Annotated in this window: 16 protein-coding genes; 13 read left to right on the forward strand and 3 right to left on the reverse strand. The window is 42.3% G+C overall.

What is annotated here, in order from left to right:
• The first annotated feature begins 60 nt into the window (after window positions 1-60).
• From pepV to AC6CIB_RS20995, 3 genes are read left to right on the forward strand one after another with little or no spacing between them, the layout of a single operon-like run.
• Window positions 61-1,467, forward strand: a complete 1,407-nt coding sequence (gene pepV, locus AC6CIB_RS20985; RefSeq protein ID WP_498284003.1) for a dipeptidase PepV — start codon at window positions 61-63, stop codon at window positions 1,465-1,467.
• Between the two features lie 21 nt (window positions 1,468-1,488).
• Window positions 1,489-2,343, forward strand: coding sequence for a D-amino-acid transaminase (gene dat / locus AC6CIB_RS20990; RefSeq protein WP_498284005.1), 855 nt, complete (start codon window positions 1,489-1,491; stop codon window positions 2,341-2,343).
• A 13-nt stretch (window positions 2,344-2,356) separates the two neighbouring features.
• Entirely contained in the window at window positions 2,357-2,635 is a 279-nt protein-coding gene (locus tag AC6CIB_RS20995) for a hypothetical protein (protein ID WP_498284007.1), read from the forward strand.
• A 551-nt stretch (window positions 2,636-3,186) separates the two neighbouring features.
• Here the strand turns inward: AC6CIB_RS20995 and cysK are convergent.
• Window positions 3,187-4,116 carry a cysteine synthase A gene (gene cysK, locus AC6CIB_RS21000; protein ID WP_498284009.1) on the reverse strand — a complete coding sequence of 310 codons (930 nt, stop codon included), beginning with the start codon at window positions 4,114-4,116 and terminating at the stop codon, window positions 3,187-3,189.
• A gap of 165 nt (window positions 4,117-4,281) precedes the next feature.
• On the opposite strand from cysK, the gene thpR reads away from it, so the two are divergent.
• The 5 genes from thpR to AC6CIB_RS21025 all read left to right on the forward strand — a co-directional run bounded on the left by thpR (window position 4,282) and on the right by AC6CIB_RS21025 (window position 9,873).
• Window positions 4,282-4,833 (forward strand): RNA 2',3'-cyclic phosphodiesterase, encoded by a 552-nt coding sequence (gene thpR / locus AC6CIB_RS21005; protein WP_498284011.1) that lies wholly within the window; start codon window positions 4,282-4,284, stop codon window positions 4,831-4,833.
• A 23-nt stretch (window positions 4,834-4,856) separates the two neighbouring features.
• The gene (locus tag AC6CIB_RS21010; RefSeq protein ID WP_498284013.1) at window positions 4,857-5,825 is read left to right on the forward strand and encodes a nuclease-related domain-containing protein; all 969 of its coding nucleotides are present in this window, start codon (window positions 4,857-4,859) and stop codon (window positions 5,823-5,825) included.
• The gene (locus AC6CIB_RS21015; RefSeq protein ID WP_498284015.1) at window positions 5,822-6,775 is read left to right on the forward strand and encodes a diacylglycerol/lipid kinase family protein; all 954 of its coding nucleotides are present in this window, start codon (window positions 5,822-5,824) and stop codon (window positions 6,773-6,775) included. Before AC6CIB_RS21010 ends, AC6CIB_RS21015 begins: the two co-directional genes overlap by 4 nt.
• Window positions 6,769-8,913, forward strand: a complete 2,145-nt coding sequence (pulA, locus tag AC6CIB_RS21020; RefSeq protein WP_498284017.1) for a type I pullulanase — start codon at window positions 6,769-6,771, stop codon at window positions 8,911-8,913. The genes AC6CIB_RS21015 and pulA overlap by 7 nt, the downstream gene beginning before the upstream one ends.
• A gap of 186 nt (window positions 8,914-9,099) precedes the next feature.
• Window positions 9,100-9,873 carry a phosphotransferase gene (locus AC6CIB_RS21025; protein ID WP_498284019.1) on the forward strand — a complete coding sequence of 258 codons (774 nt, stop codon included), beginning with the start codon at window positions 9,100-9,102 and terminating at the stop codon, window positions 9,871-9,873.
• Window positions 9,874-9,877: 4 nt separating this feature from the next.
• Here AC6CIB_RS21025 and AC6CIB_RS21030 read toward each other — a convergent pair whose 3' ends face one another.
• Window positions 9,878-10,156: a YtzH-like family protein gene (locus tag AC6CIB_RS21030; RefSeq protein ID WP_148970985.1), complete on the reverse strand. Its 279-nt coding sequence runs from the start codon at window positions 10,154-10,156 to the stop codon at window positions 9,878-9,880.
• 260 nt (window positions 10,157-10,416) lie between these two features.
• Between AC6CIB_RS21030 and trmB the strand changes: the two genes are divergently transcribed.
• Both trmB and AC6CIB_RS21040 read left to right on the forward strand, forming a co-directional pair.
• Window positions 10,417-11,061: a tRNA (guanosine(46)-N7)-methyltransferase TrmB gene (gene trmB, locus AC6CIB_RS21035; protein ID WP_498284021.1), complete on the forward strand. Its 645-nt coding sequence runs from the start codon at window positions 10,417-10,419 to the stop codon at window positions 11,059-11,061.
• Window positions 11,062-11,196: 135 nt separating this feature from the next.
• On the forward strand, window positions 11,197-12,039 hold the full coding sequence (locus AC6CIB_RS21040; RefSeq protein WP_498284023.1) for a YtnP family quorum-quenching lactonase: 843 nt from the start codon (window positions 11,197-11,199) through the stop codon (window positions 12,037-12,039).
• 70 nt (window positions 12,040-12,109) lie between these two features.
• On the opposite strand, the gene AC6CIB_RS21045 is transcribed toward AC6CIB_RS21040, so the two are convergent.
• Window positions 12,110-12,424, reverse strand: a complete 315-nt coding sequence (locus AC6CIB_RS21045; protein ID WP_498284025.1) for a hypothetical protein — start codon at window positions 12,422-12,424, stop codon at window positions 12,110-12,112.
• Window positions 12,425-12,648: 224 nt separating this feature from the next.
• Between AC6CIB_RS21045 and AC6CIB_RS21050 the strand changes: the two genes are divergently transcribed.
• The 3 genes from AC6CIB_RS21050 to AC6CIB_RS21060 all read left to right on the forward strand — a co-directional run bounded on the left by AC6CIB_RS21050 (window position 12,649) and on the right by AC6CIB_RS21060 (window position 14,638).
• On the forward strand, window positions 12,649-13,722 hold the full coding sequence (locus AC6CIB_RS21050) for a M42 family metallopeptidase (RefSeq protein ID WP_498284027.1): 1,074 nt from the start codon (window positions 12,649-12,651) through the stop codon (window positions 13,720-13,722).
• Between the two features lie 114 nt (window positions 13,723-13,836).
• Window positions 13,837-14,367: a DUF84 family protein gene (locus AC6CIB_RS21055; protein ID WP_498284029.1), complete on the forward strand. Its 531-nt coding sequence runs from the start codon at window positions 13,837-13,839 to the stop codon at window positions 14,365-14,367.
• A 139-nt stretch (window positions 14,368-14,506) separates the two neighbouring features.
• A complete protein-coding gene (locus AC6CIB_RS21060) occupies window positions 14,507-14,638 on the forward strand; it encodes a hypothetical protein (protein ID WP_498284031.1) in 132 nt (43 codons plus the stop codon).
• Window positions 14,639-14,849: the final 211 nt, after the last annotated feature.

Genomic DNA, 14,849 nt, shown 5'->3' on the forward strand with positions numbered 1-14,849 from the left:
CCCCATGAAACAGTATAAAATGAAAGTAGAAGTAAATACATATAGAGCAGGTGGATACGAATGAGTATTAATTGGACGAATGAAGTGGAGAAGCGGAAAGACGATTTGCTTAAGGATCTGCAGCAATTCCTGCAAATTAAAAGTGTGTTGGATGAAGAGAATGCGACGGAGGAAGCACCACTGGGGAAAGGCGTGAAAGAAGCGCTGGACTACTTATTGATGCTGGGGGAGAAAGACGGTTTCACGCCTAAGAATGTGGATCACCTTGCCGGTCATTTAGAGTTTGGGAATGGAAGTGATCTTCTCGGTATCCTTTGTCATGTGGATGTGGTGCCAGAAGGGGATGGATGGAGTGTCGATCCTTATGGAGGTGAGATAAAAGACGATAAGATTTATGCCCGTGGAGCGATCGATGACAAGGGTCCTACAATGGCTGCCTATTATGCCATGAAAATCGTAAAGGATCTTGATCCAACTTTCAATAAGCGGGTTCGGATGATTATTGGAACAGATGAAGAAAGCGACTGGAGATGTGTAGAGCACTATTTTAAAAAAGAAGAAATGCCTTCAATGGGATTTGCCCCTGATGCCGACTTCCCGATCATCCATGCAGAAAAAGGGATTGCCGACTATGACTTAGTCCAAACAAAACCGGCAGATGCGTCTCAATCGGGCATCAAAGTCCTGTCTTTTGAGTCTGGACGCCGCTACAACATGGTTCCTGACTATGCCAAGGCGGTCCTGCTGGTTGAAGAGGACCACACAAAATGGGTTCAAAACTTTGAAATTTTCACAAAGGAAGAAGACATCAAAGGCAATTATTACATTGAAAACGGAGAGCTTGTTTTGGAAGTCGAAGGAGTTTCTTCGCATGGAATGGAGCCAGACAATGGGAAGAATGCAGGTCTCTACTTAGCCTCATTCTTATCACAGCTGCCCCTTTCTACTCACGGAAAAGAATTCTTTGAGTTCACGACCAAGCATTTCTTTAAAGATTCAAGAGGGATCCAACTCGGTGTAAGTTACCGTGACGATATTACGGGAGATTTAACCATCAACGTAGGGAAGCTTCGATATTCAGATACTGAAGGCGGACGATTAGGTCTGAACATGCGTTATCCAGTCACATTTGAAATGGAAAAAGGGAAAGCCATCATTGAAAACATCGAAGGCTATTCGGTTGAAAATTTCACAGATAGTAAACCTCATCACGTTTCCAAGGATGATGAACTCGTTCAAACGCTGAAAAAAGTCTATGAAGATCAAACCGGGGAAAGAGGAGAATTATTAAGCATCGGTGGAGGGACTTATGCCAGAAGCTTAGAGGCAGGCGTAGCCTTTGGGGCCTTATTCCCAGGCCGTGAAGATATTGCTCATCAGAAGGATGAATATATGTATATAGAGGACCTCGTAAAAGCAACGGCTATATATGCCCAGGCTATCTATGAATTAGCATGTGAATCTTAAGAGAGACAAGGGGAGAGCAGAATGAACACAGTATTTGTAAATGGGGAAGTTATCGATCGTGCCAATGCGAAGATTGATATTGAAGATCGCGGTTATCAATTCGGGGATGGAATCTATGAAGTGATTCGCGTATACGGCGGAAACACGTTCACGATGAAGGAGCATATGGAGCGACTTTATCAAAGTGCGGAAAAGATGAAGCTGTCCATTCCGTATTCAGAAGAAAATCTGACTGCGCACCTTCTGGAGCTTATCGATTCCAATCAAGTGAAAGACGGGATTGTTTATATACAAGTGACACGCGGTGTGTCTTCCCGTCAGCACCATTTTCCTTCGAAAGATGTAAGGGGAAGTGTTGTTGCCTATACGAAAGACTTCCCTGTTCCTCTACACCAGATGGAGCAAGGTGTAACAGCTAAACTGGTCGAAGATATCAGGTGGCTGAGATGTGATATAAAGAGCTTGAATCTTCTCGGAAACCTGTTGGCAAAAGAAGAAGCAGCTTCTGAAGGTCATTTCGAAGCCATTTTGCATCGAGGTGATACTGTGACGGAAGGTTCCTCTTCTAATGCATTCATGGTGAAAGATGGAGTCATCTACACGCATCCCGTAACAAACTTGATACTCAATGGTATTACGAGAAGAGTCATTGAAGATTTATGTAGAGAAAATAATATCTCTTTTCAAGAAGAGACGTTTCTTGTCCATAATCTTCTCGAAGCGGATGAAGTATTCATCGCAAGTACGACTTCAGAAGTAATGCCCGTCATTAAGATCGATCAACAGATGATAGGGAATGGGAAACCCGGTTCTGTAACGAAAAGGCTGCAGGCACTCTTTAGTGAAAGAAAAAGGGAACAAAGCCCGGTCAAATAGTTGGAGGCTTTAAATGAGATTGATTTGTTCACAACCATTTATGAAGACAGAACGAAGAATAGAAGACAACCAGCAATTCACGGTAGAGACAGAGGAGCATCTTTATTTATACATGGATCGAATCGAGACTCCTACGAAAAGCTTCACCATCAAGGACGTGATGGATGTGACAAGCAAGTCGTTGTCAGCTTACTATACTTTTTTGTATCTTCACACAGTTGAAGGAGTGTGGACGTTTGTTGTTAAGTCTTCTCCTGAGCATTTCATTACGCAGTATCATAAGGTTAAATAAACATAAGAAAGAGGCTGCGCGGTCATGGGCGCAGCCTCTTTTGGTTCGTCCGAATCTCTAATGTAGAAGATTGTAGCGATTTAAAGGTTGTTAGCCTCTTCCCTTTCCCAGGGTATTTCACGACTTGCGGACCTTTTTTTACGCACCCCGTAAAGAGCTTTTTTCGTTTGATGGTGTGAGTGATGACGTTTTTTGATCAAATGTTGAAGATTTTCGTGTTTTTGCCCTGAAATGGCGTCTGTTTGCTTGATTTTCAGTGCGTTTGACAGGATAAGTGTGCTGATGTAAAAGTCCACTGGTTAAAAAAACTGCTATTTCTAACTTTATGATCCGGTTTTCGTTACTTATGATCCGGATTTTTAAGTTATGAACCGGTTTCAGCACTTTATGATCCGGAATTCTGATTTATGATCCACTTTTCTGATTTTATAATCCTTTTGTCGAAAATTCTCTGGGGAGTACGGTTTCGCAAATAGCCTGAGTATGCTAACCGCCCGCCCTGCGGCAAGTGAGCATCCAGAAGCGGAAGTTAACCAAGCCTTTTCTTAAAATTAAAACCTAAACAGGTCACTTGATAGATATCTTTCTCCTGTATCGCAGGCAATGCACACCACAACATCTTCCGGCGATAATTTCTTCGCCACTTCAATGGCTGCATAGCAAGCTGCCCCTGATGAAGGCCCAACCAGGATACCTTCTTCACTTGCCATTCTGCGGGTAATATCGTAGGCATGCTCGTCTTCGATTTTGTGGATTTCATCGTAGACACTAGTATTCAGGATATCCGGAACAAACCCTGGGCTTGTTCCTACTAATTTATGCTTCCCTGGCTTACCTCCTGAAAGAACCGGGGATCCAGCCGGTTCCACCACATGAACGGCGAGATCCGTGTAATGCTCTTTTAACACTTCACCTGTTCCTGTAATCGTGCCGCCCGTTCCGGCAGTCGCAACAAATGCAGATAAGGGTTTACCGATTTCTTGCATGGCTTCCACAATCTCGAGGGCCGTCGTCTTTCGGTGGGCATCCGGGTTCGCATCATTTTCAAACTGCATCGGCATAAAACTATTAGGAATCTTCTCTGTTAACTCTTTCGCTTTTTCGATAGCGCCTGGCATTTTGTCATCTCCAGGTGTTAAGACTACTTCAGCTCCGTATGCTTTTAATAGATTAATACGCTCTTGGGTCATCGTATCGGGCATGACCAGGATTGCGCGATATCCTCTTGCTGCTGCATTCATGGCAAGTCCGATACCCGTGTTTCCGCTTGTTGGCTCTATGATGGTTGAGCCTTCTTTTAATAAGCCTTCCTTTTCTGCTTCAACGATCATTTGAAAGGCTGCACGGTCCTTCACACTTTTACTCGGGTTATAGAACTCCAATTTAACATATACATCCGCTCCGTCAGCAGGATTGAGTCGATTCAATTTGACAAGGGGGGTGTCCCCGATCAGTTCAGCTATATTTTGTACAACTTTCATAGTCAACTTCCTTTCAGAAAACGTTCTTCTTCTATCGTACTAATTCAGATAAATCTTATCAAATAAATGAGCTTTGTATTTCATTTTTATTGCATTTCCTTCTAGTCATTCTCTCTCATGACACATTTTGCTAAAATGGTAGTAACAAATGAAAGGACGAGTGATATGTTGAAATCTCACTATTTCTTTGCACTCTCTTTATCTCAAGAAACGAAACACCGGATACATAAGTGGACTCAGCCAATGAAGGATGAGGGTTCTTTTCAGAGCTGGGTGCACCCGCAGGACTATCACATCACATTGGCCTTTTTAGGAAGTGCGGATGAACTTCAACCCGTGATTCATAAAGTAGAGGAGCTGGATTGTCCTTCTATTTCATTAACCCTTGATCACTACGGTACCTTTGGAAAAAGTGATTCACCCAGAATTCTTTGGATGGGCGCTCAGCCTTCAGAATCATTACAACGGGTTCGGGACAGTGTGTATGGTGCGTGTGAAGAAGCGGGCTTTCAATTAGATAAGAGACCCTTTTCTCCACATATCACCGTAGGGCGAAAGTGGAATAGAGATTTCTCTTTTACTTCCGAATGGTTGAATTCGTTTCAGCCAACGGACACCCATTCCTTTATAGCAGGAGAAATCGTGCTATATCGAACACACATAGATCGTCTGCCGAAATATGAAGCCATTTACACCAAACCGTTAAATGCAAATTGACCGTCATGAAAGGATCGATCCATATGGCACAGCTGATTAAACTTCAAGATTACGTTTCCAGGTACGAAACGGATTTATATAGATATCCTTCCCAATTTGTTCGTTTAAAAAAGCAGCAATGGGAAAAAATGAAACAACATTGGGAGAACGGTGATCTTCCTCCCGCTTCCACGATCATTAAGGAGGAAGCACAAGAAGAGGAAAGGAACTCCATGAAAGAGAAGCTCTTTTCACTGTTTAAAAAGAAAGAAGCCGAAGAAGAGGAGTTCTCAAGCTCCATTCAGGCAAATGATGAAGAAATTGCATTTGAAATGGATTCACACCAGGATATCTCTACGGAGGAAGAATTGAAGGTTTCCTTCCTGGACCTTGTATTTGATTTTCAGTTGAGATGGGCAAGCTCCACGATCATGGAGAAATCCTATGTAGACAACAGCTATCATTATGACGAACGATTACACTACCTCCTTCAGCGTTTTCCAGATAACATATTGGTGATGTACAACCCGGTCCTAAAAATTAAACATGCACCTGTAGAACTCGAAACCATTCTTATCACCCCTACAGGGATCTGGTGCTTAACCTTTCTCGAATTTGAAGAGGGAACTGCTTACATCGGTTCAGGAGAGCGATTCTGGTTGAAAAAATGGGGAGATATAGAGACGAAGGTATTAAACCCTCTAATCGGATTAAGAAGGATGGAGGGAATACTCTATCAAATCATTCAATATGCAGGTTTGGACCTTCCTATTCATAAAGGCGTGATAAGCAGAAATGGATACATAGATTACCCACAGGCTCCGGTGGGCATTCAGTTTCTTGACAAGCGGCTCCACAATGAATGGTTCCAGCAGCAGCGCTCAAGCTCTTCTCCGATCAAGAGTGTCCAGCTGAAAGCGGCACAAGCCATCTTGGAGTATTGCCAGACCACTTCATTCAAGAGGCTTCAGTGGGGAGAACATGCTGTAGGATCAGATGAGAACCAACAATGAAGACGATTTTCATCGTGAATCCTTCAGCAAAGAATCATCACTCCTTATCTTCGTGGAATCATTTTAGTCAAACCATCGATATTCCACATGAGATTTTTTTGACAGGTCACCCCGGAGACGTGAAGAAGGTTGTTTCAAGTGTTGTCAACCAATCTCCAGACGACTGGCTCCTGGTAGTGGGAGTAGGAGGTGATGGGACCATGAACTCTGTGGTGAGTGGAACAATCGGTTTCGACAAAGTCGTTATAGGGTATATTCCATCAGGAAGTGGTAATGATTTTGCAAGGGGCTATAATTGGCCTAACAATAAAAAACAGGCATATACCTTAATAAAAGAAGGTTTAAAGAAAGAGGACATCGTGACCTTGGATTCAGGTCAATTTACCATGAGTAGCGGACCAAATGGGCATTTCGTGAATAATATAGGGATAGGATTTGATGCGGAAATTGCCCGTAAGGCCAATCGTTCATCCTTTAAAAAGTGGTTGAACAAATGGTCCCTTGGACAATTGATCTATCCTATCCTCCTTTGTAAGGAAGCGTTTACGTATAAACCCTTTTCTCTTTCGATAGATGTTGATGGAAAAGAGCAGGTGTTTCACAAGGTATGGTTTGTGACAATTTCGAATCAGCCTTTTTTTGGTGGAGGAATGAAGATCGCCCCACAGGCTTGTCCTCATGATGGATCTATCGATATGACCCTCGTCCATGGGTTATCAAGATGGAAATTACTCCTGGTCTTTCTATCTGTCTTCTTCGGAAAACATACGGCTTTCAATGAAGTCAGCACGTGTACGGGAACAACGATGACCATCCGATCGAGTCAGGATGTACCAGTGCACGCAGACGGAGACACAATTGAAGAACTGAAGAAGGGGAATGAATTGAAGGTGCATGTTCTTCCATTAAGTTGGAAAATGTTAAACAGAAGTGGGTGGCAGAAGTGTTAGTCATTAGTAGGCATTACGATGCGTTTTTAGATACGTTTAATACGGTTACATTGATTCTTCCATACGATTATCATGATGGGAATTCCAGTCACTTCACTCTCATAAAAGGTAGTGAAAAAATAGCTCTTCACATTGAAGAAAAGATTCCCCTCAATGATGCCATGAAATATGTCACGACGATCCAGAGCGAGAAGGTTGTCCTAGGTGAAACCTATGAAGTTGTCGATGAGCATAACACAAAAACAGACCTGCAAATCGGAGCGGTCATAAGGACCGAAGAGTTTGATCAACGCTATTATTATGACGGGGATGACCTTGGTGTTACATACCAAAAGGGGTGCACCGTGTTTAAAGTATGGTCTCCGACGTCTACAGAGGTAAGATTAAAGCTCAGGTCCCCTGATGATGAAGAGATACAATACCCATTTTCGAGAACCCAAAAAGGCGTATGGGAATGTAAGGTGAATACCGATGTAGATCGTTATTATTATACAATTCTAACTTGTATCAACCTTGTTTGGGATGAACTGATCGATCCCTATGCTAAATCGGTTTCCTTCGACAGTGAGTGGGGAAGTGTTGTGAACCTTGGACGCGGGGAGGGTCCTTCTTCGTTGGCACCATTAGCTTCACCTACAGATGCTATAATTTATGAATTGAATGTCCGGGATTTCTCAGCCCAAATAGAAAGCGGCATGAAATTCGCAGGGAAATATCGTGCCTTTAGAGAAAAAGGGACTTCTACACCGAAAGGATTCAGTAGTGGAATTCAGTACTTAAAGGAGCTGGGCATCACCCATGTTGAACTGCTTCCTGTCAATGATTTCGGTGGGGTGACGGATCACCCTTCCGATAAAAATTACAATTGGGGATATAATCCTTTGTTTTTTAACGCTCCTGAAGGGAGCTACAGCTTAAAGCCTGAAGATCCCTATGAACGAATCAATGAACTGAAAAGCGTGATTCATAGCCTTCATGAAGAAAATATCAGGGTCATACTGGATGTGGTGTACAACCACGTGTTCATTCGGGAGGACTCATCTTTTGAAAAGCTTGTGCCCGGGTATTTCTTCCGTCACGATGAAAATGGCTTACCATCAAATGGGACGGGAGTGGGAAATGATTTTGCTTCCGAACGCTTGATGGCTAGAAAATTTATCGTTGATTCGATTCTTTATTGGATAAAAGAGTACGGTGTCGACGGCTTCCGTTTTGACCTAATGGGAATTCTTGATATTAAGACTATGACGACAATCCGTGAAGAAGTGGATAAAGTTTTGCCAGGAGCGATCATCATAGGAGAAGGCTGGGACCTGAATACCCCCCTGCCCCCCCATCAAAAAGCCAACCTGCGTAACGCCCATCAGCTTCCAGGGATCGGTCAATTCAATGACTGGTTCAGGGACACCATTAAAGGAAGTACTTTTAACTTATATGACAAAGGGTTTGCCCTCGGTCACGGTCACTTGGAACAAAAGGTGGAAATCGTCCTGACAGGAAGTGTCGGGATGAAAAATGGGGAAAGAGGACTCTTTAAAGAGCCGACTCAATCTGTCAACTATGTGGAGTCCCATGATAATCACACCCTTTGGGATAAAATGAAAGCTTGTTTAAATGAAGATGAAGGAACCCTTATGAATCGCCATAAATTAGCAACAACGATGGTGCTGTTATCTCAAGGGATCCCTTTTATTCATGCAGGACAGGAATTTTACAGGACGAAAAAGGGGACTGAAAACAGCTACAATTCTCCTGTGGAAATTAATCAATTAGACTGGGTAAGAAGAGAAGAATTCGATGATGTGGTTCAATACGTGAAAGCACTGATTCAAATCCGTAAAAGTCACGGTGCCTTCCGATTTCAAAAGACCGGCCTGATCCGGAAACATGTAAAAGTCTCACATAGCATTGAAAATCTTGTTGTGGTCCGATATCAGAATGTCCACCCGTATGGTCCGTGGAACGATATCTTCATGGTCTTCCATTCAGATTCGAAAAAGTGTCAGTATTCTCTCCCTGAAGGAAAAGATTGGATTTGTTTGTCAGACGGAAATCGGGCAAATGTAAACGGTCTTTATGGGGTAGAAGAGCCAACCATAACCCTTGAACCTGTCTCTTCCTATGTATTTGTAAGGTAACAGTTCATTCCAGTGCTTGACGAAAACGTAAGATGACGATAAAATCTTAAACAGATGGCTATTGATTGTATTGCCCAATAGCTGTCTTTTTTATTTTATAAGACTTTTTTGATGTAGTGAATGAATTAAAATATTAACGTAATTGAACATATAAACATGACAAAGGACCAATAGAAGGTGAATATATTGGAACACTTATTTGACCAAGATTGGGAAATAGTCCCCGCAGGCGGTGCTACTGGAGAAGCCTTCTTTGCTCAGTACCAAGAGCAAAGGTTATTTCTGAAACGCAATTCCTCTCCTTTTGTGGCTGTATTGTCTGCAGAAGGAATCGTACCCAAGCTAGTTTGGACAAAAAGACTAGAAAACGGGGATGTCATAACGGCACAACACTGGTTAAATGGGAGAGAATTAAAGCCGGAAGAAATGAAGGATGAACGGGTGGCAAGGCTACTTAACAAGATTCATTCCTCCAAGCCGCTTTCAACCATGCTTGAGCGGTTGGGAAAAGAGCCGTTTCAGCCGGAGCATATGCTCACGGAAGTAGAGACAGGCTTAGAATTCGATCTTCTTTCATTGCCTGTTATTAGAGAGGCGCTTTTATTTCTTCAAAAAGAGCTCTTGGAAGTGCAACAGGAAGAATATGTAGTCTGTCACGGTGATGTCAATCATAACAACTGGCTGCTGTCTGATTACAACCAGTTGTATTTAATCGATTGGGACGGGGCCATGATTGCGGACCCGGCCTTTGACGTAGGGCTATTATTATACTGGTATATCCCTGAAGACCAATGGGAAGGCTGGTTAACTCAATATGGTGTTAAGTTAACCGATAACTTAAAGCTGAGAATGAAATGGTATGTGGTTGCACAAACGATATTATCCATTCAGTGGCATAAAGGAAAAGCCCGATTTCACGAAATGAATCACTGGATTGAATATCTGCACAAAGTGATCTGATCTATTAAGAGTAGTTGTTCATATCCGTAACCCATTGGGACAAGTTTTCTTGATTGGACGTAATATGGTTCGATAAGTCAGCTGAGGATATCCCGCTTTGACTATACTGATAAATTTCCTGCAGGACAGGCTTTACGTTTTCGTGAATATCGGCATTAACCATTAATGACTTCACCAATCGTTCAACTTGCTCACATTCAGAAACCGAACCGCAGCAATCCGCACTGTGATTGCTTAAAATATCTGATAGTAACTGCATTTGATTCTGTGAATTTAAAGGCATAGAGTACACCCTTTCATTTTCGTCTGCAAAGATTTAAAGAAACATGTACTTTTTCAGCCCATCAAAATGACCAGACCCGAAAAAGGAATTCACTAATAGTGTGTGAATTCCTTTTTCAATTATGCGCGCTTTTTGAGGGACGGACCTGAAGCGAGCGCATCAGCCAGAAGATCTGAAGCGAGATTGGCTCTATTTTGGCTCTTGCACAGGACAGATAGTCGTGGTATGTTTTTTTCGATAATAAAAAAAGAGGTGTCTACATGCGTTTACGTAATAAACCGTGGGCTTCTGAGAAAATCAGTGACCATCCACAGTATGTTGTGGCAGAACCCCAGGAGATAAAAGGTCAATGGAATAAAGAATTTGGTAATGACAATCCTATCCACATCGAGGTAGGAACTGGAAAAGGTCAATTCGTCACGGAAATGGCCAGAGCCAATCCGGACGTTAATTATATTGGAATCGAGTTATATGAAAGCGTCATTGTAACAGCTCTTGATCGTTTGATTGAAGCTGAGCTTCCTAACGTCAAGCTATTAAATGTCGATGCAAAGAACCTGACTGAATACTTCGCATCAGAAGAAGTAAGCAGAGTGTACTTGAACTTCTCTGATCCATGGCCGAAAAACCGACATGAAAAACGTCGATTGACTTATAAAGATTTTCTGAAGCTATATGAAGATGTGCTGATCAAAGGCGGAGAAATCCACTTTAAAACAGATAATCAAGGTTTATTTGAGTACTCATTAAAAAGCTTTTCATGGTATGGTCTGCATCTGAATTTCTTGAGTCTTGATCTTCATAAGAGCGATTTTGAAGGAAATATCATGACTGAATATGAAGAGAAGTTTTCAGCCAAAGGGCAAAGAATTTACCGGGTTGAAGCTCAATATCAAAATCAATAAGTATTATTTGATTGCCCTGCTAATTTGCAGGGCTTTTTTTCATAAGACTAGAATGCAGGGCGACCCGAGCATCCACCTATAAGTTGTCCATAAATTCTGATAAAATAAAAGGGAATGAACAAAGGAGGAGTCAAAATGGAAACGTTGAAGGTTGGAGATAGATCGATCTATTGGCTGAATGGCGGCGTCACTCACATGGATGGGGGAGCTATGTTCGGAGTGGTCCCAAAGCCTCTTTGGTCAAAAAAATATGCCGTGAATGACTTGAATCAAATCGAATTACGAACAGATCCGCTCTTTTTCGAATGGGAAGGAAAGAATGTGTTAATTGAATCAGGAATTGGTAAAGGGAAGCTGAATGATAAACAAAAGCGTAACTACGGCGTGCATGAAGAGTCGGATCTTGAGGCATCCCTGGAAGCACTGGGCTTGAAGCCAAATGATATTGATGTGGTGTTAATGACTCACATGCATTTCGATCACGCTTGCGGTTTAACAAAATATGAGGGCGATAAGCTTGTTTCTGTATTCCCGAATGCAACCATTTACACATCCCAAGTGGAATGGGATGAAATGAGAAATCCGAATGTGCGCTCCCGTAATACATACTGGAAAGAAAATTGGGAGAGCATTCAATCTCAAGTGGAAACGTTCGAAGGAGAAAAGGAAGTACTTCCTGGAATCACAATGGTGCATACGGGAGGTCACAGTGACGGGCATTCGATTATCCTTTTAGAGCATAACGGGGAGAAGTTCATTCATATGGCAGATATCATGCCTACTCACGCGCACAAAAATCCGCTATGGGTACTGGCTTACGACGACTATCCGATGACGTCCATTGATGCCAAAGACAAGTGGATCAGTCAAGCGATTGAAGGAGAGTACTGGTTTCTTTTCTACCATGATGCGGTTTATAGAGGGGTCAAGTGGAATAGAGATGGAGAAATCGTTGATCATGTACTGAGGGAAAAATAAAAAATGACTAAACAAAGGATGGTCCCGAGACTTTTGGGATCATCCTTTGTTATGATGCAGTGATGTCATTTTAAGTTAAAGGATACACATCCACAACCGTGCCTGTATATGCATCTGCTAAAAACTCATATTGCTCCAGTTCCCCGTCTTTTCTTCTGGACACCCCACCTTTATAGACTTTCGTTGTGACCGAGTGCTTCTGATAGTCTTCGGGCTTCATTCCGATCCAGGAGCCATCGATGTTCCCCTCTTTTTTGAATGAAAGTTTCACGTCATTTAACACTTTTTCTGCAGAAACCATGCTGGAATCATCCAGTTTTTCTTTAAGAAAATATCCGCCTACTGCTCCGATTCCAATTCCGATCATGAAAGATTTCCAATTCATTTTTATTCCCTCCACAGGCAATGAGTATTTGATGTTTAGGGATAGCATACTCTACCCGCTATCTCCCCAGTGATTCTCGATTATTTACCATCTATAGGTACATTCTATCAAACAAATAATAAAAAAGAGAACTCCTTTTCTTCTCAATTGGTGGTAAGACGTTCGAAAGTTCTGTAAAATAAGATTATACATAAAGCAGATTTTATAAAAAAGGGGCATATGACATGAAACAAGATACGTTGGAACTTTTTAAAACATTGACTGAATTGCCGGGAGCACCCGGTAATGAGCATGCGGTTCGTAAATTTATGAAAGAACAATTGTCTCAATACTCAGATGACATTGTGCAGGATCGCCTGGGCGGGGTGTTTGGAGTGAAAAAAGGCAATGATCAGGATCCTGTTGTGATGGTTGCAGGTCACATGGATGAAGTAGGGTTTATGGTCACGTCTGTTACGGATAATGGAATGATTCGCTTTCAAACCCTTGGAGGCTGGTGGAGTCAGGTCCTGCTGGCTCAGCGTGTTCAAATCATAACGGATAACGGCCCGATTACGGGTGTGATTGGAAGCATCCCTCCTCACCTGCTCGGAGAAGAACAGCGTAGAAAGCCGATGGATATTAAGAACATGCTCATTGATATCGGTGCTGATGATCGGGGAAATGCACTAGAAATAGGGATTAAACCAGGACAGCAGATCGTACCGATTTGTCCGTTTACACCTATGGCAAATGAGAAAAAAATACTTGCGAAGGCTTGGGATAACCGTTATGGATGCGGATTGTCCATTGAACTGTTAAAAGAGCTGCAAGGGGTGACACTTCCCAACACTCTATATTCCGGAGCTACGGTTCAGGAGGAAGTAGGATTACGCGGTGCCCAGACAGCAGCCAATATGATTAATCCGGATATCTTCTTTGCTCTCGATGCGAGTCCGGCAAATGATATGTCAGGGGACAAAAATGAATTTGGTCAATTAGGGAAAGGTGCTCTCCTTCGCATTCTTGATCGTTCAATGGTTACCCACAGAGGCATCAGGGAATTCGTTCTTGATACAGCTGAATCAAATGACATTCCATATCAATATTTTGTTTCTCAAGGCGGAACGGATGCCGGAAGAGTACATATGTCAAATGAAGGGGTTCCGAGTGCCGTTGTTGGTATCTGTTCAAGATATATTCACACACATGCATCCATGATCCATGTAGATGATTATGCGGCTGCGAAAGAACTGATTGTCAAATTAGTGAAGCAATGTGATCGTTCCACAATTGAAACCATTAAATCAAATGGATAATTCACCTTTCTAAAAAAATATAGCAAAAAGGCTGTCTCATTTATGTACTTCTTGAGACAGTCTTTTTATAGAGACAAAAAGGGAGTGACTCTCTCTTAGAAATGAGGTATTAATTTGTTGAAAATAGCAATTGGAACAACAAATCCCGTAAAGGTACAAGCCATTCAAGAGGCTTTTCTGGAATGTTATGAGGACGTTGAGTTCGAGTGTTTCAAAACAGATTCAAATGTAGGTGAGCAGCCAATCTCTGATCAAGAGACCATCGAAGGTGCGTTAAACCGGGCCAAGAACATACTGCGGGCAACAGATAGCGATATTGGGATCGGTCTTGAAGGAGGAGTGACGGAATCACTTTACGGAATGTTTGTCTGTAACTGGGGGGCACTCGTGGATCGGAGCGGCAACGAAATCATTGGTGGAGGTGCCAGAATCCCCCTGCCTAAAGAAATCAGCAGTCAGTTAAAGGCTGGGAAAGAGCTGGGACCCTTGATGGATGAGTATACTCAAACATCCGGGATTAGAAAAAAAGAAGGAGCAATGGGTGTGTTTACGAATGGACTCATTACGAGAGAGGCTATGTTTTTGCACGTTGTTCAGCTATTAATTGGCCAGTGGCAGTTCAGAAACAAAGAGCAGGACAAATAATCGATAGACTTTTGTCTTTAGAGGGTACTTGGCCCATACCAATTCTACCTGATATTCATAAGATGGAGTATATCAGACTTTATTTTATCTGATAAATTCTTTCTAAGGAGGTAAGAATTTATGGGATGCCATTTTTGTAATGACCGAGTTGGGGGTCGTCGTCATGACCGTTGTGATGACCATCGTGACGACAGAAAATGCTGCGACTGGGATAAGTTTCTTTTTGGTGACAGAAGAAGATGTGACCGCAGAGACGATTTATTTGGATTAGATGATAATCGTAGAAGATGTCGCAGAAGAAGAGATGACGATGAAGATAACCGTAGAAGAAGACGTAAAAGAAAATGTGGCTGTGACTTTTTCTAATAGTTAGAATGGAACTCCGTTTTGAAGCGGAGTTCTTTTTATACATTACAGAATCGATGAAAGTAACCCCTTCAGGTATATAAAAACCCTCTGAAATTTTTTCAGAGGGTTAAGTC

This window comes from Rossellomorea sp. GQ25, from assembly GCF_059758515.1.

Bases quoted from the DNA above. Each gene is read 5' to 3' on its own strand.
- pepV (WP_498284003.1), top strand. From the start codon at position 61: ATGAGTATTAATTGGACGAATGAAGTGGAGAAGCGGAAAGACGATTTG.
- dat (WP_498284005.1), top strand. From the start codon at position 1,489: ATGAACACAGTATTTGTAAATGGGGAAGTTATCGATCGTGCCAATGCG.
- AC6CIB_RS20995 (WP_498284007.1), top strand. From the start codon at position 2,357: ATGAGATTGATTTGTTCACAACCATTTATGAAGACAGAACGAAGAATA.
- cysK (WP_498284009.1), bottom strand. From the start codon at position 4,116: ATGAAAGTTGTACAAAATATAGCTGAACTGATCGGGGACACCCCCCTT.
- thpR (WP_498284011.1), top strand. From the start codon at position 4,282: ATGTTGAAATCTCACTATTTCTTTGCACTCTCTTTATCTCAAGAAACG.
- AC6CIB_RS21010 (WP_498284013.1), top strand. From the start codon at position 4,857: ATGGCACAGCTGATTAAACTTCAAGATTACGTTTCCAGGTACGAAACG.
- AC6CIB_RS21015 (WP_498284015.1), top strand. From the start codon at position 5,822: ATGAAGACGATTTTCATCGTGAATCCTTCAGCAAAGAATCATCACTCC.
- AC6CIB_RS21030 (WP_148970985.1), bottom strand. From the start codon at position 10,156: ATGCCTTTAAATTCACAGAATCAAATGCAGTTACTATCAGATATTTTA.
- trmB (WP_498284021.1), top strand. From the start codon at position 10,417: ATGCGTTTACGTAATAAACCGTGGGCTTCTGAGAAAATCAGTGACCAT.
- AC6CIB_RS21040 (WP_498284023.1), top strand. From the start codon at position 11,197: ATGGAAACGTTGAAGGTTGGAGATAGATCGATCTATTGGCTGAATGGC.
- AC6CIB_RS21045 (WP_498284025.1), bottom strand. From the start codon at position 12,424: ATGAATTGGAAATCTTTCATGATCGGAATTGGAATCGGAGCAGTAGGC.
- AC6CIB_RS21050 (WP_498284027.1), top strand. From the start codon at position 12,649: ATGAAACAAGATACGTTGGAACTTTTTAAAACATTGACTGAATTGCCG.
- AC6CIB_RS21060 (WP_498284031.1), top strand. From the start codon at position 14,507: ATGACCGAGTTGGGGGTCGTCGTCATGACCGTTGTGATGACCATCGTG.